Genomic DNA, 19,505 nt, shown 5'->3' with positions numbered 1-19,505 from the left:
GTTACCCCCTGTTTCTGCGGGGGTGGCGGGGTCGGGGTTACCCCCCCCGTTTGCCCCCCTCACGCGCGGGCGGTCATCCTGTACCGCGGGGGGGGGGCCGGGGCCGGGGCCCCCCGACCGCGTTGTTGATGAGCAGGACGAACGGGTGATCGTAGGGCCACGGGCCGCGGCCGCGCTCGGTGTCGTCCTTGCGCACGGTGAAGAACTCCTGGCCGTCCACGGAGAACGTGATGCGGTCCGGCCGCCAGTCCGCCGCGTACACGTGGTAGTCCGCGGCAAAATCCGTGCCCGGCCTGACGTAGGGCGCCCCGATGCCGGCGCCACCGCGGTAGCCCGGCCCGTGCAGCGTCGAGGAGATCCGGTCCGGCTGGCGCCCGACGTGCTCCATGACGTCGATCTCCCCGCACTCGGGCCAGCCCGCCGCGCCGGTGTACAGGTCCGCGCCCAGCAGCCAGAACGCCGGCCACAGCCCCTGCGTGCCGGAGACCTTGATCCGCGCCTCCGCCCGCCCGTACTGGAAGCTGAAGTGGCCGGAGGTGTTGAGCCGCGCCGACGTGTACTGGCATGTGGTGCTCTTCGACATGGGGTCGAGCGGGCAGGTCGTGCCGGGCACCACCTCGCGCCGCGCCTCGAGGCTCAGGTGGCCCTGCCCGTCCTGGAAGGCGTTGCGGTTGTCGGTGTAGTACTGCAGCTCGCCGGTCACCCCGGGCCCGGTGTCCGGAGTCCACTTGTCCGGGTCCGGCGGGGCGCCCGCGGGGCCGTCGAACTCGTCGCTCCAGACCAGCTGCCGCGGGTCGTGCGTCGGGTCCACCGGGGGCGGCGCAAGCGGGGCGCCGCCGGTGCCGTACACGGACAACTCCCACAGCGAGATCTCCGGCTGGTCCGAGGAGAGCCGCACGTAGCGGGCGGAGCCGGCGACCGCGAGGTCCTCGCGCAGGCCCTTGCCGGCATCGGTGTGGTAGACGGTCCGCCAGGTCCCGCCGTCGCCGGACAGCTGGATGTCGTAGGCGGCGGGGTGGGCCTCGCCCCACTGCAGGCTCACCCGGCTGACCCGCGCCGGCGCGCCGAGGTCGACGGCCAGCCAGCTCGGGCCGCCGGCCTGGTTCGCGGTCGCCCACTGCGTGCCCGCCAGGTTGTCGACCGCGTTGGCCGGGGCCGTCTTCTTGCCGTGGGACGAGGCGGTGACGGGTTTGCGGTAGGACAGCAGCGTTTCCCTCGTCGCCGGGGACGCGCGGTCACCCGCGCGCGGGTCCGCCGCGGTGCCCTCGAACACCGCCACCGTGAACAGCGAGTACCCGAAGCGCGTGGCCCGCGCCCTGAGGTGCAGCCGCAGGTAGGACCCGCTCCCGGCGACGTCGAGCACCTGGCGGCCGCCGTGCCCGCTCGTGGTGCTGTACACGGTCCGCCAGCCCCGCCCGTCGTCGCTGACCTCGAGGTCGAAGGCGGTGGCGTAGGCCGCTTCCCAGTCGAGCACCACACGGCACACCGACACCCGCCGATGCAGGTCGAGCATCAGCCACTGCGGGTCATCCCAGGCGCTGGACCAGCGCGTGCCCGGGTCCCCGTCGACGGCCGCCCCCGGCTGGGTCGTGGCCCCGTCCGTGGACGAGGCGGTGACCGCAGCCGCGCGGGCGACGTCAGCGGTACCACAGCCGGGCGCGCTCCGGTCGCCCTTGCCCACCACGCCGTGCGCGAAGGCGACCCCGGCGATGAGCACCGCGAGCCCGCAGGAAGCGGCAAGCACCGCACCGGACGAGGGCGAGCGTCCCCAGAGCCTTCGCACCTGCGGATCGTAACGACAACGGGCCCGGACGCTGAAGAACGGGCCCGGCGACGGGACCGGTCAGGCGTACGCCACGGTGACCCGCTGCCGGTCGTAGCCGCCCTGTTCGATGGTGTCGACGATCGCGGCCGCGTAGTCGGGGATGCTGATGCGGCTCTCGCCCGCCGCGTCGGTGAGCGGGGTGTCGCGGGCCTCGGTCCGGTAGTGGCCCGTGCGGGCGCCGTCGACCAGGTGGACCGGCGGCGGGCTGGCGTAGGTCCAGCTCACGGGACCGGACGAGGAGCGCAGCAGGTCGAGGGCCGCGGCCTGGTCCTGCGCCGTCTGCCGGTACGCGGCGGGGAAGTCGGGCGAGTCGACGAACCGCCGGCCGGGGGCGTATTCGAGGCTACCGCCACCGCCGACGAAGACCAGCCGGTGGACGCCGGCGCGGGTGAGGCCGGCGAGCAGCGCCGCCGCACCCCGCGGCACAACGCCGTCGGGGCCTTTGATCGCGGCGACGACAGCGTCATGGCCGGCGACCGCCGCGGACACCGAGGCGGGGTCGGTGACGTCCATGGTCGATCGGCCGAGCGGGGTGACCTGGTGACCGCGATCGGCCGCCTCGCGGGCGATCGCGCCGCCGAGCCGGCCGCCCGCGCCGATCACGGCGATCTTGCGGGGCAGTGCGCGCAGGAAGCCGTCGATGAGCGCCACGGCCCGGGGCAGGTGCTCCTCCAGCGCGAAGTGCCCCGTGTCGAAGACGTGGACGGCGGCGTCGGGCAGATCGGTGCGGTAGGCGTGCGCCCCGGCCTCGGTGAAGAACGGGTCGTTGCGGCCCCACAAGATCAGCGCCGGCGGGCGGTGCTCGCGCAGCCACCGCTGCCATTGCGGGTAGGCGGCGACGTTGCAGTGGTAGTCGAGGGCGAGCGCGATCTGTGCCCGTTCGCGCCCTGGCGAGTCGAGGAAGTGCTGGTCGAGGGTCCACCCGGAGGGGTCGACCAGCGTCGGGTCCGCGGTGCCGCCCTCGTACTGGCCACGCGTGACCGGCAGGGTGAGGATCTCCCGCACGCGCTCCTCGGCACCGGGAACGCCCGGCCGGTTGGCGATCGTGTCGCGGGCCAGTTCGGACAGGCCGTCGGCGTACGCGTTGGCGTTCTGGACCACGATGCCGGTGATCCGCTCCGGATGCCGCAGGGCGAGCCGCAGGCCCACGGGCCCGCCGAAGTCGAACATCTGCAGCGCGAATCGGCGCAGGCCAAGGGTTTCGACGAAGCCGTCGATGGTGTCGGCGAGCGCGTCGAAGGTGTAGACGTACCCGTCGGGCGCCTCGGTGAAGCCGAAGCCGGGATAGTCCGGCGCGATGACGTGGTAGCGGCCGGCCAGGGTGTCGATGAGGCGGCGGTACTGATGCGAGCTGCTGGGAAAGCCGTGCAGCAGCAACAGCGCGGGCGCGTCGGCGGGCCCGGCCTCGCGGTAGAAGACGCGCACGCCGTCGACGTCGGCGTAGCGGTGATGCACCGGTGCGGGGATCGCGAGAGCAGTCAAGATCTAATCCCTCTTCTGATTGGTGACGCATTAGATCCTGCGACCTCGCGAACTAATGTGTCAAGCCTCTGGAGTACGATTAGATCCGTGAGGGAGACGACGATCCCGCTCGCCGGCGAGCCGCTCGCCCTGGATCTGGTCAACACCGTCGCGAACGGGCCGGACGGCGACGTGGTCGACCTGCTCGCCTCGCCGGCGACGGCGGCCGCCTGGCTGGACGCGCAGCACGCCCTGGGGCGGCTCACCGATGCCCGCGCCGGCGATCTGGACCTCGTGGCGCTGCGGCAACTGCGCGCACACATCACCGGCTGCGTCGAGCAGGTCCGGCAGGGCTCGGCTCCCCCGCCAGAGTCGCTGGCGGCACTCAACGACGCGCTGCGCGCCGCGCCGGCCTGCCCCCGGATCGGTTGGAACGGCACGACCGTGACCATCACCATCGCGCGCAGCGGCGACCCGCGCCGCGACCTGTGCGCCGAGCTTGCGCACGCCGCCGCGCAGCTGCTCGGCGACCCGGCGATCACGCGTGTCCGCGCCTGCGAGGGCGCGCGCTGCCGCCTGCTGTTCCTGCCCGCGCACCCGAAGCGCAGGTGGTGTTCCCCGAGCACCTGCGGCAACCGTGCCCGCGTCGCGCGCCACTACCAGAAGCATCGCGGCTGAGCCTGGCCGGGCGCACAGGGGTGACGAGCCTACGGCAGCAGCTGCAGGATGCGATCGTCGGTGCTGATCGGTGCGCCGCTGCCGTCCCGGTTGGACGTCATCACCCACAGCGTCCCGTCGGGCGCGGAGGCGACGGTGCGCAGCCGCCCGTACGAGCCGGCGAGCAGCGCCTGTGGCTGCTGCCCGTCCAGCCCGACCTTCCACAGCCGCTTGCCGCGCAGGCAGGCCACGTAGACGTGGCCACCGGCGATCGCGATGCCGCTCGGCGATGCGTATTCGGGCGCCCAGACGTCGATCGGGTTCGCGAACCGGGTGTCGCTGCCCTTGCCCTCCACCACCGGCCAGCCGTAGTTCTTCCCGGCCTCGATGCGGTTGAGCTCGTCGAAGCGTTCCAGGCCCAGCTCAGATGCGTACAGCGTGCCGTGCGGGCCGAAGGCGAGACCCTGCACGTTGCGATGGCCCAGGCTGAAGACGGCGCTGCCGCCGAACGGGTTGCCGGGGGCCGGCTTACCGTCGGGGGTGATGCGGAGGATCTTGCCGGCGAGGGTGTGGCGATCCTGGGCGTTCTCGCCGTTGGCGGTGTCGCCGGTGCTGGCGTAGAGCATCCCGTCCGGGCCGAACGCGAGCCGGCCGCCGTTGTGCTGGTCGGCGTGCGGGATGCCGGTGAGCACCGCGACGGGGGCGCCGCCGAGGTGGAACCGGACGATGCGGTTGTCGACCGCGGTCGAGTAGTACGCGTACACCCAATGGTCGGTCCGGTACGACGGCGACACCGCGAGGCCGAGCAGGCCCCCTTCGCCGGTTGCGTGCACGTCGGCGAACCGCTGGACTTCCGTGACCGCGCCGCGCTTGCTCACCGCCAGGAGCCGGGCGGTGTTGCGTTCGGTGACCAATGCCGAGCCGTCCGGGAGGAAGGCGAGGCCCCACGGGATCTGCAGGCCGGTGGCCAAGGTGCGGACCTCCCCTGGCCGCAGGTCGTTCTTCGGTGGATCGGCAGCACCGACGCCGAGCCAGACGGCCGCCGCCGAAACGCCGATGGAAGCCGAGACGGCGACCGCCGCGACGACCGACCACCAACGCAGGCTCACCACCCGCACCACGATTGCGGACGCGCCCAACCGCCGCCCCACCCGCCGGAAATGATCCGGACACCCGGCGGGTGAGCGCAGCGCCGATCATTCAGTCCGGGGGCCGGATGAGCTGGGCGTTGACCACCACCGCGGGGTCGACGCCGAGGTTGGCCTGCGGCTGCGTGTCTTCCTGGTGGCGGCGGGCCAGGATCGCGGCTCCGGGTCCGTCGCCCTGCTCGATGGCCCGGATCAACTCGGCGTGGCACTCGATGCTGCGCCGGGTCGCCTCGGTGCCGGGCAGTTCGCCCTCCATCACCGTGCGGGCCGCCCACTCCTCCTCGTGCGCGTACCACAACCCCTCGAGCATGCCGAAGAGCAGCTCGAAGGTCTGGTTGCCGCAGTTGCGGACCAGCGCCTCGTGGAACTCCTTCATGCAGGCCACGAACTTGGCGAAGTCGCCGAGGCTCGCCTCGGTGCGGTGGTGGATCTCGCGCAGCGCCGGCACCACGGTCTGCATGCGGTCCGGCCGGGTCGCGCACATCTCGGCGCACATCGGGTCGAGGCGGCGGACCGCCAGGCCCAGGTCATGCACGCTGACGTTGCGGGACTGCAGCACGAGTCCGAAGACGTAGCCGGCCCGCTCCAGCTGTGGCGGGTGCACCTCGGCGCCGCCGCGGTTGCCGCGGCGGATGGTGATGAGCCCCTCGGTCTCCAGCGTGCGCATGGCCTCGCGGACCGACGGCATGCTGACCTTGAACTGCTCGAACAGCTCGTCCTGCTTCAACAGCCCGTTGTCGGTCGTGAGCTCGCCGCGCAGGATCTGGTCGCGCAGCTCGTCGGCGAGGCGTTCGCCGACGCGGCGGCGCGGCAGCAGCGGACCCTTCGTGCCGCGGCCCGCGACGGGCTCCGCCATGATCTCCCCCTTGGTCATGCCGTCACCTCGGACGGACGGGCCAGCACCGCCCGGAACTCGGCCACATTGGCGAGCTTGATGGTCTCATATCCGCGAACGATGTCCGGGGCCCGCGCCACGGCCAGGCAACGCTCCCGGTCGTCGGTACGTAGCGCGGCCAGCACCGCGGTCGTGTACTCCTCCGGCAGCGACCGCTCGACCCGGCGGACCTCGGCCCGGCCGAACGGGTCGAACGCCGTGCCGCGCAGTGGCCGCATCGCCCGCAGCACCCCGAAGACCGGCCGGAACCAGCCGCCGAGCGCCAGCTTGTGGCGCAGCCCGAGCGCTCGCAGGAAGGGCGGATGGATGTGGTACTGCACCCGCGCCCGCCCGCCGCCGGTGGCCGCCTGCGCGCCGATGTCGACCTTCAGGTGCAGCCGCGCGACCTCGTACTCGTCCTTGTAGGCCAGCAGCTTGTACAGGTACCGCGCGAACTCCACGGACACCGCGTCGGTCCCGAAGCGCTCCGCCTCGGCGGCCGTGACCCGGCGCACCGTGTCCACGTACCGCTCGGCCAGCCGCGCGTGCTGGTAGTCGACGAGTTCCCCGGCTCGCGGCTCGGCGATCTCCCGTACCGCGTCCGGCAGGCTCACCGCGTCGAGCAGCCGGCCGGCGGCCGCCCGCGCGCCCGGCGACGGGTCGAGCCCGGCCGCGCCCGGCCGGGTCGCCGCCGCCGGCGCCTCGATCACGGCCGGCGAGACCACGTGGCGGCGCCCGGCCCGGAACGCCGCGATGTTGTCCTCGACCGCGACGCCGTTGAGCCGGATCGCCTCCTCGATCGAGGCGACCGACAGCGGCAGCGCCCCGGCCTGGTAGGCCACCCCGAGCAGCAGGACGTTGGCGGTCGTCTCGTCGCCGAGCACGGCCCGGCTGAGCTGTGCCGCGTCGACGGCGGTGGTGCGCCCGACGGCGGCCCGGATGCGTTCCAGCAGCGTGTCCGCCGGCGGCAGGCTGGTCGCCGTGTTCGTCACCACCGCCGACGTCGGCGTGAGCGAGGAGGCGACGACGGCGACGGTCCGCTGTGGATCGGTGCGTGCCAGGTGCTGCGGGGCCGCGCCGCTGAGCGCGTCGAACACGAGGTAGAGGTCGGCCTGGCCGTCGGAGACCGCGGCGGTGCGGGCGTCGACCGGGGCGGCGCCGATCTGCAGGTGCGACACGACGGCGCCGGCCTTCTGGCTCATCCCCGTCTGGTCGAGGCCGGCCGTGTGGAGCCCGTCGAGCAGGGCGGCGGTGGCCAGGACCTGGTTGACGGTGACGACGCCGGTGCCGCCGATGCCGACCAGGTAGATGCCGTAGGTCCGGTCGCCGAGCGCCGCCTTGTCCGCCGGCTCGGGCGGCGGCGCGTCCGGGTCCGCGCGGCGGGGGCGGGGTGGGCGCCGGGTCGCGGGCGCGGTCGTGCGGACGGTGACGAACGACGGGCAGTCGCCGTCGAGGCAGCTGAAGTCGGCGTTGCACGACGTCTGGTGGATCTGGGTCTTGCGGCCCAGCTCGGTGTCGACCGGCTGGACGGAGAGGCAGTTGCTCTGCACGCCGCAGTCGCCGCAGCCCTCGCAGACGCGCTCGTTGATGATCACCCGGCGGTCGGGGCGGGGCAGCCGGCCGGCGCGCCGCTCCCGCCGGGCCTCGGCCGCGCACACCTGGTCGTAGATGAGCACGGTGACGCCCTCGACCGCGCCGAGGCGCTCCTGCGCGGCCAGCACGTCCGCGCGGGGCCGGACCGTGGTCCCCGGGGCCAGGTCGCGCACGCCGCGGTAGCGCCCGGGGTCGTCGGCGCACACGATGATCTGCTTGACGCCCTCGGCGGCCAGCTCACGGGTGAGCGCCGGGACCGGCATGCCGCCCGCAATCGACTGGCCGCCGGTCATCGCGACGTAGCCGTTGAACAGGATCTTGAAGGTGATGTTCACGCCCGCCGCCACGCAGGCCCGCACGGCGAGCAGGCCGGAGTGGGAGAACGTCCCGTCGCCGAGGTGCTGGAAGATGTGCCCGGTCTGGGCGAAGGGGGCCATGCCGATCCAGGGCACGCCCTCGGAGCCCATCGGCACGACCGGCAGCTTCTGGTTGCCGGCCAGCCGCGGGTCGAAGTAGGACATGCCGTGGCAGCCGACGCCGCCGCCGACGACGGCGCCGGCGGGCAGCACGGTGGAGCGGTTGTGCGGGCAGCCGCTGCAGTACGCGGAGGTGCGGGTCAGCAGCGGCAGGGCGATCGGGCCGCGGGCCGGCGCACCGGCCCGGACCGGCTCGGCCAGGCCGAGTTCGCGGCGCAGGATGGGCCTGATCCGGTCGACGCCGAGCTCGCCGTGGGCCGGCACGAGCAGCCGGCCGGCCCGGTCGCGCTTGCCCACGACGGTGGGGCGGTGCGGGGTCGGGTACAGCGCCCCGCGCACCGCCGACTCGATGAAGTCGCGCTTCTCCTCGACGACCACGACGTGCTCGAGGCCGTCGGCGAAGCGCTCCACGACGGCCGGGTCGAGCGGGTAGATCATGCCGAGTTTCAGCAGGCGGATGCCCCGCTCGCGCAGGCCGGCGTCGTCGAGTCCGGCGTCGGTGAGCACCTGCCGGACGTCGTAGTAGGTCTTGCCGGCGGCGACGATGCCGATCCGGGCGCCGGTCGTGGCCCCCTCGATGCGGTTGAGGCCGTTGGCGGCGGCGAAGGCGACGGCCGCGAGGTGGCGGCGCTCGAGCAGGTCCCGTTCCCGATCGACGAGGATGGTGGGGACCAGGTCGATGCGCTGCCGGTGCTGCCACGGCTCGCCGTCGATCTCCAGCTCCGGGCGGTGCAGGGACAGCCGGTCGGGGGCGAGGTTCACCGACCCGACCGAGTCGGCGACGTTGGTCACCACCTTCAGCCCGACCCAGCAGCCGCAGTACCGCGACAGCTCCAGGCCGATGAGCCCGAAGTCGAGCAGTTCCTGGGTGGAGCCGGGCACGAGCACCGGCATGAGCGCGTCGTAGAACGCGGTCTCGCTCTGGTTCGGCAGCGACGAGGACTTCGCCGCCGGGTCGTCGCCGGCCACCGCGATGACGCCGCCGAGCGGGTGCACGCCGAACTGGTTGGCGTGCTTGAACGCGTCGCCGCAGCGGTCCACGCCCGGGGACTTGCCGTACCAGAGCCCGAAGACGCCCTGCAGCCCGTCGCGGAGCCCGCCCGGCGAGGGCTGCTGGGTGCCGAACACGACGGCCGCCGCGAGCTCCTCGTTCACGCCGGGCACGTGCCGGATGTCCTCGGCCGCGAGGGTCTCGGCCGCCCGGTGCAGGGTGAGGTCCAGCCCGCCCAGCGGCGAGCCGGGGTAGCCGGAGGCGAGGCCGCCGGTGCGCAGCCCGGCCGCCCGGTCCATTCGGTGCCGGTCCAGCAAGATGCGCGTGATCGCCTGGGTGCCGGTGAGGACGACGGTGCCGTCGTCGGCGTCGTAGCGGTCCGCCAGCCGGTAGCCGGCGCGCCGGCCGGCCGGCGTCTCGCTGCCGACCGTTTTGGGCTCAACCACTTCGGTCATGGGTGTCTCGGGCCCTTCGTTGCGGGGGGATGTTCGACGTCGCGTCAGGCGGGCTCGGCGGGTGCGCTGGGCACCCGGGCCGCGGCGGATGGGTCGCTCGGGTCCTTGTAGAGCAGGATGGTGCAGGCGCCGCCGTCCAGGCCGGACGGGCACAGGTTGACCGGCCAGGGCGCGCCGAGCCGCTCGCGGGCCATCTCCACGTGCCAGATCGGCACGTGGGTGCGGTAGATGGTGGTGGCCCGCCCGCCCCAGGCGACCGGGTGCTCGTCGTCGACGACGGCGAGGCCGAGCCCGGCCGCGAACCGGCCGTCGAGGACCTGCCGGGCGCAGGTGCCGCACGGGTCCTGCACGATCGTGAACTTCTCGTCGTCCTCGCTGACGACGAGTTCGGTGAAGTGGCCCTGCAGCAGACGGACCAGGTTCACCAGGCGGTCGCCCGCGGGCCGGTCGATGTCGGCCATGAGGCCGCGCAGGGCGTCCTCGCCGCGCCGGCGGTGGAACGCCTCGAGCTCGTCCGGGCCCCACTCGGCGTACACCTGGGAGAGCAGGGCGGACAGCCAGTCCCGCAGCACGTCGATGACCGAGCGCCACTCGGCCTCCCGCCGGTCGAAGACGGCCAGCGCGCCGTCGGTGTCGCCCCGGTCGGCGGCCGCGGCGACCTCGTCGGCCATCGGGGCCGGCAGGTCGTCGCGCACCGGCTCGACGCCGGGGTAAGCGGCAAAGAAAGTCAAGGTCCGACCGGTCAGGAGGCGCAGGCCCGCGCGGCCGTGGCGCTCGGCGGCGGTGGCGAGGATCGTCGTGACCCAGTCCAGGTAGCGCTCGCGCTGGCCACGGTGCTCCCGCTCGAGCGCCGTGAGCTCGTCACGCAGGCCGGCCCCGTCGGACGCCCCGAGCCGGCGCACCAGTCGGGCGCGGGGCGACAGCGACAGGTCCCGCAGCGCCGCATCGGTGAACACTCGCACCTCGACCACCTCCCTTGACGCTAAGGGTATAACCTTATAACCTTCGGGCTGTGATGCACAACACACCCCTTTCGAACGACGACGCGGCGCTCTCGACGCTGCGGGTCTCCATCGATGCCGGGGTCGCGTGGGTCGAGCTGCACCGGCCCGAGGTGTTGAACTCCTTCAACGAGACGATGCTGCGGGAGCTCGCCGGCCTCTGGACGCGGCTGCGGCTCGACGACGAGGTCCGGGCGGTGGTCGTCACCGGCGCCGGCGACCGGGCCTTCTGCACCGGATACGACCGCTCCGGCCTCGACGCCGCCGACGGCGACGGGACCGGGGAGAGCGCCGAGGACGAGTCGAGCGCGCTGCTGAAGGCCGCCAGCCCGTTCCTGCGCGCGGACGTCGGCGACTTCCTCGGCCCCAAGTCGTGCGGCCTGTGGAAGCCGGTCGTCGCCGCGGTCAACGGCATCGCCTGCGGCGGCGCCTTCTACCTGCTCGGCGAGGCCGACATCATCATCGCCGCCGACACCGCCACGTTCTTCGACCCGCACACCACGTTCGGCATGCCGGCCGTGTTCGAGCCGCTACACCTGCTGCGCCGCATGCCGCTGGGCGAGGTGCTGCGCCTGACCCTGCTCGGCTCGGCCGAGCGGATGTCCGCCCGGCGCGCGCTCGAGATCGGCCTGGTGTCCGAGGTGGTGCCCGGCGACCAGCTGCGGGCCGCGGCCGGGGCGATCGCGGGGAGCATCGCCGCGCTGCCGCCCCTCGCGGTGCAGGCGACCCTGCGCTCCATCTGGATCGGCTCGCAGATGGCGCCGGGGCAGGCGCTCGGCGTCGCCCACGCGCTGGTCGCCGCCGGCACCGACCCGGCCGCCCTCGCCGCCGGGCAGCAGACGTTCCGCTCCGGCGACCGGCCCCGGTGGCGGCTGCGATGATGGACTTCTCCCTCTCCACGGAGCAGCTCGACCTGCGCGCGGGCCTGACCGCCCTGCTCGCCGAGCACTCCAGCCCGCAACGGGTGCGGGCGGCCGAGCCGCTCGGCTTCGACCCGGCGCTGTGGGCCATGCTCGGCGACTTCGGCTTCCCCCACCTGGCCGGCGCCGGCGAGGCGACGCCGGCCGGGCTGGCCGAGCTCGCCATCGCCGCCCAGGCCGCCGGGGCCGCGCTCGCCTCCGCCCCGCTGGTGGAGACCCTGGTCGCGACCCGGCTGCTCGACCGCCTCGGCCGCACCGACGTCACCGGCCTGGTCACGTTCGCGCCCCGGCCGGCCGTGGCCGGCGTCGCCCGGACGGCGCCCTGGGCCGCGGTCGCCGACCGGGTCCTCGCCTGGGACGACGGCCGGATCGTGGCATCGGCGCCGGGGCGCGACGTCGACCGCCCGAAGCAGACCCTGGCCGGGCTGGCCATCGGGCACGTGGACCTGGCCGGCGCGACGGTGCTCGCCGCCGGGCCGGACGCGACCGAGGGGTTCGCCGACGCCCTCGCCGACTGGCAGGTCCTCACCGCCGCCACGCTGACCGGCATCGGGGCGGCGGGGCTGCGCCTCGGCGTCGACTACGCCAAGACCCGTCACCAGTTCGGCCGCCCGATCGGCTCGTTCCAGGCCCTGGCCCACCAGCTGGCCGACGCGGCGACCCTCGTGGACGGGGCCGAGCTGCTGGTCCTCGAGGCGGCGTGGGCCGGCGGCTGCGGCAGCGGGCGCCGCCGCGGCCTGGCCGCAATGGCCGCCGCGTTCGCCGGCCGGGCCGCCCGCTTGGCCACCGACCGCAGCCTGCATGCCCACGGCGGCTACGGCTACACGATGGAGTACGACATCCAGCTGTACTTCCGCCGCGCCAAGGCCCTGGACCTCCTCGCCGGCGGCGAGCGCGCGGCCGTCGCCGCCGTCGTGGACCTCGCCCTGGCCGACATCGACGAAGGGCGGGGCTGATGGAATTCGAGCTCTCCGCGGCGCAGCAGCGGTTCCGGGCCGAGGTGCGCGAGTTCCTGGCCGCGCTGCCGCCGTCGACCTCGGCCGCGGTGCACGACTCCGGCACCCTGCACAGCTGGGACGTGCACCGCGCCATGACCGAGCGCGGCTGGCTGGCCGCGGCCTGGCCGGTCGAGCAGGGCGGGCAGGGCCGGGATCCGTTCGAGATGGCCACGCTGAACGAGGAGTTCGCCCGGGCCGGCATCCCGATCGAGGGCTGGCTCATCTCCGAGCTGGTCGCCAAGACCCTGCAGATCGTCGGCACCGAACAGCAGCGGCGGGAGGTGATTCCGGCCATCCTGAGCGGCGCGGCCCTCATGAGCCTCGGCTACTCGGAGCCGGACTCGGGCTCCGACGTCGCCGCGGCCCGCACCCGCGCCATCCGCGACGGCGACGGCTGGGTCATCGACGGCCAGAAGATGTTCACCACGATGGCCCACGAGGCCAGCCACGTCTTCCTGCTCGCCCGCACCAACCCGGACGTGCCCAAGCACCGCGGCCTGACCATGTTCCTGGTGCCGCTGGACGCCGAGGGCGTCGAGATCCGCCCGGTGCCCACGCTCGGCGGCGAGCGCACCAACGCGACCTTCTACGAAGGGGTCCGCGTCCCGGACAGCGCCCGCGTCGGCGAGGTCGACGGCGGGTGGGACGTCATGATGGTGGCCCTCGCGTTCGAGCGGCAGCCGGCCGCCGCCGGGCACCTGCTGCACCTGGTCGAGCGGGCGGTCGCCTGGGCCCGCACGCCCGGCGCCGACGGGCACCCGCCCATCGAGCGGCCCGAGGTCCGCGCCGCCCTGGCCCGGGCCGCCACCGACCTCGAGGTGAGCCGCCTCATGGGCTACCGCATGACCTGGCTCACCGCCCGCGACGTCCTGCCCCACACCGAGGGCTCGCTGGCCAAGCTGTTCAGCTCCGAGGCGCTCATGCGGGCCGCGGCGTCCTTCGAGGACGTGCTGGGCGCGGACGGGCTGCTGGCCGGGCACGGCACCGGGGCGCCGGCCGACGGCTGGATCGAGCACGAGTTCCGGCACTCGGTCGTGACCACCATCTACGCGGGCACCAGCGAGATCCAGCGCGGCATCATCGCCGAGCGGCACCTCGGACTGCCCCGGGAACGGCAGGCCCGCGCATGAGCGCCGTCGAGGACGTCACCCGGCAGATCGGCTGCACGGTCGCCGACGGGGTGGCCCGCATCGTGTTCGACCGCCCCGAGAAGCTCAACGCGCTCGGCCCGCCCCAGCGCGAGCGGCTCATCGCGCTGCTGGACGAGGCCGGCTCGACCGCCGAGGTACGCGCGGTCGTGCTCACCGGCACCGGCCGGGCCTTCTGCGCCGGCGGCGACCTCAGTCGCCCCGGGCCCCCGCCGGCCGGGGACGGGCGGCCGGCGAGGATCGTCGGCGCGACCGGGCCCGCCGTGCGCAGCGCGCAGGCCCTCATCGCGGCCGTGCTCGACTGCCCCAAGCCGGTCATCGCCGCGGTCAACGGCGTCGCCGCCGGCATGGGGGCCCAGCTCGCGCTCGCCGCCGACTTCATCGTGGCCTGCGCCGGGGCCCGCTTCGCCGAGCTGTTCGTCACCCGCGGGATCGTGCCCGACGCCGCGGCGGCCTACCTGCTCCCCCGCGTCCTGGGGCTGCACCGGGCCAAGCGCCTGCTGCTGCTCGGCGGCGACCTGTCCGTCGCCGACGCCGAGCGGCTCGGCATCGTGCACCAGGTGGTCGAGCCCGACGAGCTCGACGCCGCCGCCGGCGCCCTCGCGGCCCGGCTCGCGGCCGGGCCGACCGTCGCGATCGGCCTGGCGAAACGCCTGCTGAACCACTCGCTGGACTCGGACCGGGTCGCGGCGTTCGACCGGGAGGAGATGGCCGTGGCCATGAACGTGTGGACCGAGGACAGCGCCGAGGGGCTGCGCAGCTTCGCCGAGAAGCGCGACCCGGTCTTCCGGGGGTGGTGAGGCGATGCCCAGGCCCACCGACATCGGCGTCGTCGACCTGATGATGGGAATCCCCAAGGGACCCGGCGACGACAGCTGGCGCCGCTTCCTCGGCAGCCAGCTGCGCGACCAGGAGAGCCGGGAGACCTACCGGTTTCCCGCCGAGTACATGTACAAGAGCCTGCCCGGCGAGCGGTTCAGCTCCGACGGGGCCAAGGCCGTGCTGCTGGAGATGGACCGCTGGGGCGTCGAGCGCGGCATGATCACGGTGAGCTTCGACGACGCGCTCTCGGTCGCGGCCCTGCGCGAGCACCCCGACCGGTTCCTCGGCGCCTACCCGGTCGACCCCAACGCCGGGATGGAGGGCGTGCGCGCGCTGCGGCGGGCGGTCGAGGAGCTGGGCGTGGTCGCCGCCAGCGCGATGCCCAGCGGCTGCAACCCGCCGGTGCCCATCAACGACAAGCGCTTCTACCCGCTGTATGCCGCCTGCATCGACCTGGACATCCCGATCTTCGTCTGCGCCGGCGTGCCCGGGCCTCGGGTGCCGTTCGCGGCCCAGGAGGTCGCCCTCATCGACGAGGTCTGCTGGTTCTTCCCCGAGCTGCGCTTCGTCACCCGCCACGGCTGCGAGCCGTGGGTCGACCTGGCCGTCAAGCTGCTGCTGAAGTGGCCGAACCTGTACTACTCGACCAGTGCCTTCGCCCCGCGCTACTACCCGAAGGCGATCCTCGACTTCGCCAACACCCGAGGTGCCGACAAGGTGCTCTACGCCGGCTACTTCCCGATGGGCCTGTCCCTGGAGCGCATCTTCACCGAGCTCGACGACCTGCCGCTGCACGAGCACGTGTGGGAGAAGTTCCTGCGCACCAACGCCCTGCGGGTGCTCGGCCTCGCCGCGGACGGGGCCTGACGTGGGCCGCCGGGCGATCGTCGCGGGCACCGGCTTCGGCCTGCGCGTGCACGTGCCGGCCCTGCGCGCGGCCGGGTTCGAGGTGGCCGCGCTCGTCGGGCAGGACGTCGAGCGCACGACCCGCCGCGCCCAGCGGATCGGCGTCGCGGCCGGGTTCGACTCGCTCGCGGCGGCGCTGGAGGCCACCGCCGCCGACGTCGTCACGATCGCCACCCCGCCCGACACCCACGCCGAGCTGGCCGCGCTGGCGATCGCCGCCGGCCGGCACGTGGTCTGCGAGAAGCCGCTGGCGCTCACCGTCGCCCAGGCCGAGCGGGTGACGGAGGCGGCCGCCGCGGCCGGGCTCGTGGCGCTGGTCGGCACCGAGTTCCGCTGGGACCCGGCGATCGAGGCGGTCCGGGAGGCGATCGCCACCGGCCTCGTCGGCCGCCCGCACACGGCCACGATCATCCGCTCCTACCCGATCCTCGCCGCCGCGGACGCGGGCGCCCCCGGCTGGTGGTTCGACCCGGCGCGCGGCGGCGGCTGGCTGCGGGCGAACGGCACCCACCTGCTCGATCAGCTCCAGCTCTGGCTCGGCCCCATCGCCGAGGTGTCGGCGACGCTCGGCCAGGCGGTGCCGCGGCCGGCCGGCGCCGCCGACGACGGCTACGGCGTGCTGCTGCGCACCGCGAGCGGCGCGACCGGCGTGCTCCAGGAGTGCGCGGCGGCCTGGGGCGAGCCGGCCGAGGTGACCCGGGTCGCCGGCACCGCCGGCACCGTGTCCATCGTGGACGGTCACGCCTTCCTCGCCACCGCGGACGGGACGCGCCGGCTCACCCCGCAGCCGCCCCCGCCGCCGGCCGCCGACGCCGCCGACCCGCGGCCCTGGACGGCGCTGGAGATCGCCGCCTACACCGGCCTCGCGCAGTGGCTGTACCGCCGCCTCGAACGCCCCGACGAGCCGCCGGCACCCGAGTTCCCCCGCCCGGCGACCTTCGCCGACGGCCTGTCCGTCCTGCGCGTCGTCGAGGCGATCCAGGCCTCGGCCGAGCGGCACCGCACCGTCACCGTCCCCGCCCGCCCCCGAGGAGCGCGATGAGCCGACGACTCGACCCCGGCCTCGTCCGGCCGGCCGACACCGCCGTGCTGACGATGGAGCTGCAGCGCGGCATCGTCGGCCCCGAGAGCCTGGTGCCGGACCTCGGCGAGCGGCTGCGGGCCGACGGCGGCGTCGACGCCGTGCGCCGCCTGCTGGCCGCGGCCCGCACGGCCGGGGTCGCGGTCGTGCACGCCACCGTGGCCCACCGGCCCGGCGGCCGCCGGGCGGGCGCCAACGCCCCGATCCTGCGCCGCGCCGAGGCGATGCCCGAGCACCTGCTCACCGGCTCGGTCTCGGCGCGGGTGCTGGCCGAGCTGGGGCCGGAGCCCGGCGACGTCACGGTCGAGCGGAGCCACGGCGTGACCCCGTTCACCGGGACCGAGCTCGACGCCACCCTGCGCGGCCTCGGGGTGCGCACGGTGGTGCTGGTCGGGGTGTCGCTGAACATGGGCATCCCGGGCGCCTCGATGGAGGCGATCGGGCTGGGGTACCGCGTAGTCGTGCCCACCGACGCGGTGGCCGGCGCCCCGGCCGAGTACGCCGCCGACGTGCTGCGCTACACCCTGCGCCACCTGGCCTGGCTGTCCACGGTGGACGAGGTGGTGGCGGCATGGAGCTGAGTGGACGGTGCGCCGCCATCGCCGGTGTCGGCCCGGGGCTGGGCCGCGAGCTCGCCGTGGCCTTCGCCGCGGCCGGGGCCGACGTGGCCCTGCTCGCCCGCCGGGCCCCCTACCTGGAGGAGGTCGCCGGCGAGGTCGCCGCGACCGGGCGGGCGGCGCTGTGCCTGCCCACCGACCTGACCGACCGCAGCGGCTGCGCCGAGGCGGCCCGGCGCATCGGCGAGCGCTTCGGCGCGGTCGACGTCCTGGTGCACAACGCGTTCTCCCGCCCGCCGCTCGGGTCGCTGGGCGAGCGCACGGCCGCGGACTGGCACGCCGCCGTCGACGGCAACATCCTGTCGGCCACCAACCTGCTGTACGAGCTGCTGCCCCTCATGAAGGGCCGGGGGGCCTCCGTCGTGCTGGTGAGCTCGATCTCGGCCCGGCGGCCCTACCCCGAGTCCGGGATCTACGCGGCGATGAAGTCCGCGATGCTCACCCTGGTGCAGGTGCTGGCCCACGAGCTCGGCCCGCACGGCATCCGGGTCAACGCCGTGGTCCCCGGCTACATCGAGTCCGAGAACCTCGAGGCGTTCTTCGCCGACGCCGGCGCGCGCTCGGGCGCCGGCGCCGCGCAGGCCCGCCACGACGCCGAGGCGGCGACGTGCCTGGGCCGGTTCGTGACACCCCGCGAGGTGGCCGACGTGGTCGCCTTCTTCGGCTCCCGGGCATCGACCGGCGTGACCGGCCAGACGCTCGACGTGAACGCCGGCCAGTGGTTCGGCTGACCCCGTCCTCCGCCCACCCCTGAAGACACCTGGAGCACAGTGGACACACAGACACGGCCCACGGCGCCGCCCCCGCCGGCGCCGGCCCCACCCACCGGCGCCAAGCTGCTCGCGACGGGCGTCGAGCGGCAGTTCATCTCCGGCAAGCAGAAGGTGCACGCCCTCGGCCCGCTCGACCTGACGGTCGCGGACGGCGAGTTCGTCTGCCTGGTCGGCCCGTCCGGCTGCGGCAAGTCGACGTTCCTGCGCGTCGTCAACGGGCTGCTGCCGCCGACCGCGGGCACGCTCGACCTCTGGCTCGACGAGGGCCGGGCCGCGACGTCGATGGTCTTCCAGGACTACGGCGTGCTGCCCTGGAAGACGGTGCTGGCGAACGTCCGGTTCGGGCTGGACATGGCGAAGGTACCGCGGCGGGAGGCCAACGCGCGGGCGATGGACTGGATCCGCCGGCTCGGACTCGCGGGCTTCGAGAAGGCGTATCCGGCGACGCTCTCCGGCGGCATGCGGCAACGCGTGTCGATCGCGCGGGCACTGGCCGTACAACCGCAGATTCTGCTCATGGATGAGCCGTTCGCGGCCGTGGACGCCCAGATGCGGGTCGTGCTGCAGGAGGTGCTGCTCAAGGTCTGGGAGGAGGACCGGCGCACCGTCATCTTCGTGACCCACAGCCTCGAGGAGGCCCTCGTGCTCGGCGACCGCGTGGTCGTCGTGTCGGCGCGGCCCGGCCGGGTGGTCAGCGACATCACGGTCCCGTTCGATCGGCCGCGCTCGAGCGACCTGCGCGGCACGCCCGAGTTCGCGGCCCTGCAACAGAACGTCTGGGATGTGCTGCGCGACGAGGTCCAGGCCTCGCTGGCGGCGGGAGAGGAGTAGCCGTGACCCAGGTGACCGCGCTCGTGCCGCCGGACGGGCAGACGAATGGGCGGCTGGTGCGCCGCGAGGCCTCGGCGTCGCCGGAGCGGGCCGCGGGCCGCCGCCGGAGGCGCCGCATCGCCGAGACCGTGCTGGGCTTCGGCGCCCCGGTCGTGCTGTTCGTGGTGTGGCAGGTGGCCGCCACGAGCGGCGCCGTGAACCCGTTGTTCTTCCCCCCGCCGACCAAGGTCTGGGACGCCGCGCTCGAGCTCATCGAGAGCGGCGAGCTGTTCAAGCACCTGTGGGTCAGCCTGACCCGGGTGCTCATCGGCTGCGGCATGGGCGTCGTGACGGGCGTGGCCGCCGGGGTCGCCCTCGGCGCCTCGCGATGGATCCGGGCGACGCTCGAGCCGCTGCTGTCGGCCCTGTACACGGTGCCGAAGCTGGCCGTCTTCCCCCTGCTGCTGCTCATCTTCGGGCTCACCGACACCGCCCTGAACGTGGCCATCGGCATGACGGTCTTCTTCTTCATGTGGGTCAGCACGATGACCGCGTTCCTGGCCGTGAGCCCCGGGCACCGGGAAGTGGCGCAGAGCTTCGACGCCGGGCCGTGGCAGACCTTCCGGCACGTGATGTTCCCGGCCGCGCTGCCGCAGATGTTCATCGGCCTGCGGATGTCGGTCAGCGTCGCCGTGCTCATGATGGTCGGCGTCGAGTTCACCCAGGCGAACCAGGGCATCGGCTATCTCACCTGGTACTCCTGGACGCTCTTCCAGGCGCCGCGGATGTACGTCGGGATCGTCGCCGTCGCGCTCATGGGCCTGCTGCTGAGCAACATCGTCAAGTGGGTGTCGCTGCTCGTGCTGCCGTGGGCGCGCGTCGAGATCGAGGGCGGCGACCGCAATCTCCTCTGACTTTTCTCCTACACCCCCTCCAACACCCCCGCTCC

Annotated in this window: 17 protein-coding genes; 11 read left to right on the top strand and 6 right to left on the bottom strand. The window is 74.2% G+C overall.

Annotated elements, in window-relative coordinates:
• Positions 1-73 precede the first annotated feature (73 nt).
• Both AB0M46_RS08870 and AB0M46_RS08865 read right to left on the bottom strand, forming a co-directional pair.
• Entirely contained in the window at positions 74-1,783 is a 1,710-nt protein-coding gene (locus tag AB0M46_RS08870) for a discoidin domain-containing protein (protein ID WP_363333978.1), read from the bottom strand.
• 60 nt (positions 1,784-1,843) lie between these two features.
• Positions 1,844-3,307, bottom strand: a complete 1,464-nt coding sequence (locus AB0M46_RS08865; RefSeq protein ID WP_363333977.1) for an alpha/beta fold hydrolase — start codon at positions 3,305-3,307, stop codon at positions 1,844-1,846.
• An 87-nt stretch (positions 3,308-3,394) separates the two neighbouring features.
• On the opposite strand from AB0M46_RS08865, the gene AB0M46_RS08860 reads away from it, so the two are divergent.
• Positions 3,395-3,964 carry an ABATE domain-containing protein gene (locus AB0M46_RS08860; RefSeq protein WP_363333975.1) on the top strand — a complete coding sequence of 190 codons (570 nt, stop codon included), beginning with the start codon at positions 3,395-3,397 and terminating at the stop codon, positions 3,962-3,964.
• Between the two features lie 29 nt (positions 3,965-3,993).
• Here AB0M46_RS08860 and AB0M46_RS08855 read toward each other — a convergent pair whose 3' ends face one another.
• The 4 genes from AB0M46_RS08855 to AB0M46_RS08840 form a co-directional block, all read right to left on the bottom strand.
• Complete coding sequence (locus AB0M46_RS08855; RefSeq protein ID WP_363333973.1) at positions 3,994-5,052, bottom strand: PQQ-dependent sugar dehydrogenase; 1,059 nt, start codon at positions 5,050-5,052, stop codon at positions 3,994-3,996.
• A gap of 91 nt (positions 5,053-5,143) precedes the next feature.
• A complete protein-coding gene (locus AB0M46_RS08850) occupies positions 5,144-5,965 on the bottom strand; it encodes an FCD domain-containing protein (protein ID WP_363333971.1) in 822 nt (273 codons plus the stop codon).
• Positions 5,962-9,480, bottom strand: coding sequence for an indolepyruvate ferredoxin oxidoreductase family protein (locus AB0M46_RS08845; protein WP_363333969.1), 3,519 nt, complete (start codon positions 9,478-9,480; stop codon positions 5,962-5,964). Before AB0M46_RS08845 ends, AB0M46_RS08850 begins: the two co-directional genes overlap by 4 nt.
• Positions 9,481-9,524: 44 nt before the next feature.
• Positions 9,525-10,451, bottom strand: a complete 927-nt coding sequence (locus AB0M46_RS08840) for a hypothetical protein (RefSeq protein ID WP_363333967.1) — start codon at positions 10,449-10,451, stop codon at positions 9,525-9,527.
• Positions 10,452-10,495: 44 nt separating this feature from the next.
• On the opposite strand from AB0M46_RS08840, the gene AB0M46_RS08835 reads away from it, so the two are divergent.
• Genes AB0M46_RS08835 through AB0M46_RS08790 form a run of 10 tightly spaced genes read left to right on the top strand, consistent with a single transcriptional unit; the run spans position 10,496 to position 19,470 of the window.
• Positions 10,496-11,362 (top strand): enoyl-CoA hydratase/isomerase family protein, encoded by an 867-nt coding sequence (locus tag AB0M46_RS08835; protein ID WP_363333965.1) that lies wholly within the window; start codon positions 10,496-10,498, stop codon positions 11,360-11,362.
• A complete protein-coding gene (locus AB0M46_RS08830) occupies positions 11,359-12,357 on the top strand; it encodes an acyl-CoA dehydrogenase family protein (RefSeq protein ID WP_363333963.1) in 999 nt (332 codons plus the stop codon). Before AB0M46_RS08835 ends, AB0M46_RS08830 begins: the two co-directional genes overlap by 4 nt.
• Positions 12,357-13,529 (top strand): acyl-CoA dehydrogenase family protein, encoded by a 1,173-nt coding sequence (locus AB0M46_RS08825; protein ID WP_363333961.1) that lies wholly within the window; start codon positions 12,357-12,359, stop codon positions 13,527-13,529. Before AB0M46_RS08830 ends, AB0M46_RS08825 begins: the two co-directional genes overlap by 1 nt.
• Positions 13,526-14,347, top strand: coding sequence for an enoyl-CoA hydratase/isomerase family protein (locus tag AB0M46_RS08820; RefSeq protein ID WP_363333960.1), 822 nt, complete (start codon positions 13,526-13,528; stop codon positions 14,345-14,347). The genes AB0M46_RS08825 and AB0M46_RS08820 overlap by 4 nt, the downstream gene beginning before the upstream one ends.
• 4 nt (positions 14,348-14,351) lie before the next feature.
• Positions 14,352-15,236, top strand: coding sequence for an amidohydrolase family protein (locus tag AB0M46_RS08815; RefSeq protein ID WP_363333958.1), 885 nt, complete (start codon positions 14,352-14,354; stop codon positions 15,234-15,236).
• 1 nt (position 15,237) lies between these two features.
• Positions 15,238-16,317 carry a Gfo/Idh/MocA family oxidoreductase gene (locus tag AB0M46_RS08810; RefSeq protein ID WP_363333957.1) on the top strand — a complete coding sequence of 360 codons (1,080 nt, stop codon included), beginning with the start codon at positions 15,238-15,240 and terminating at the stop codon, positions 16,315-16,317.
• A complete protein-coding gene (locus AB0M46_RS08805; RefSeq protein ID WP_363333955.1) occupies positions 16,314-16,937 on the top strand; it encodes an isochorismatase family cysteine hydrolase in 624 nt (207 codons plus the stop codon). The genes AB0M46_RS08810 and AB0M46_RS08805 overlap by 4 nt, the downstream gene beginning before the upstream one ends.
• A complete protein-coding gene (locus AB0M46_RS08800; RefSeq protein WP_363333953.1) occupies positions 16,928-17,704 on the top strand; it encodes an SDR family oxidoreductase in 777 nt (258 codons plus the stop codon). The genes AB0M46_RS08805 and AB0M46_RS08800 overlap by 10 nt, the downstream gene beginning before the upstream one ends.
• A gap of 39 nt (positions 17,705-17,743) precedes the next feature.
• The gene (locus tag AB0M46_RS08795; RefSeq protein WP_363333951.1) at positions 17,744-18,577 is read left to right on the top strand and encodes an ABC transporter ATP-binding protein; all 834 of its coding nucleotides are present in this window, start codon (positions 17,744-17,746) and stop codon (positions 18,575-18,577) included.
• Positions 18,578-18,579: 2 nt separating this feature from the next.
• Positions 18,580-19,470, top strand: a complete 891-nt coding sequence (locus AB0M46_RS08790) for an ABC transporter permease (RefSeq protein ID WP_363333949.1) — start codon at positions 18,580-18,582, stop codon at positions 19,468-19,470.
• The last annotated feature ends 35 nt before the right edge of the window (positions 19,471-19,505 follow it).

The sequence above is a fragment of the Dactylosporangium sp. NPDC051485 genome, assembly GCF_040682015.1.
In the GTDB taxonomy this organism is placed as follows: Bacteria; Actinomycetota; Actinomycetes; order Mycobacteriales; family Micromonosporaceae; genus Dactylosporangium.
Note: the sequence above shows the minus strand (reverse complement) of the source record. Positions and strands in the feature narration are given on the sequence as shown.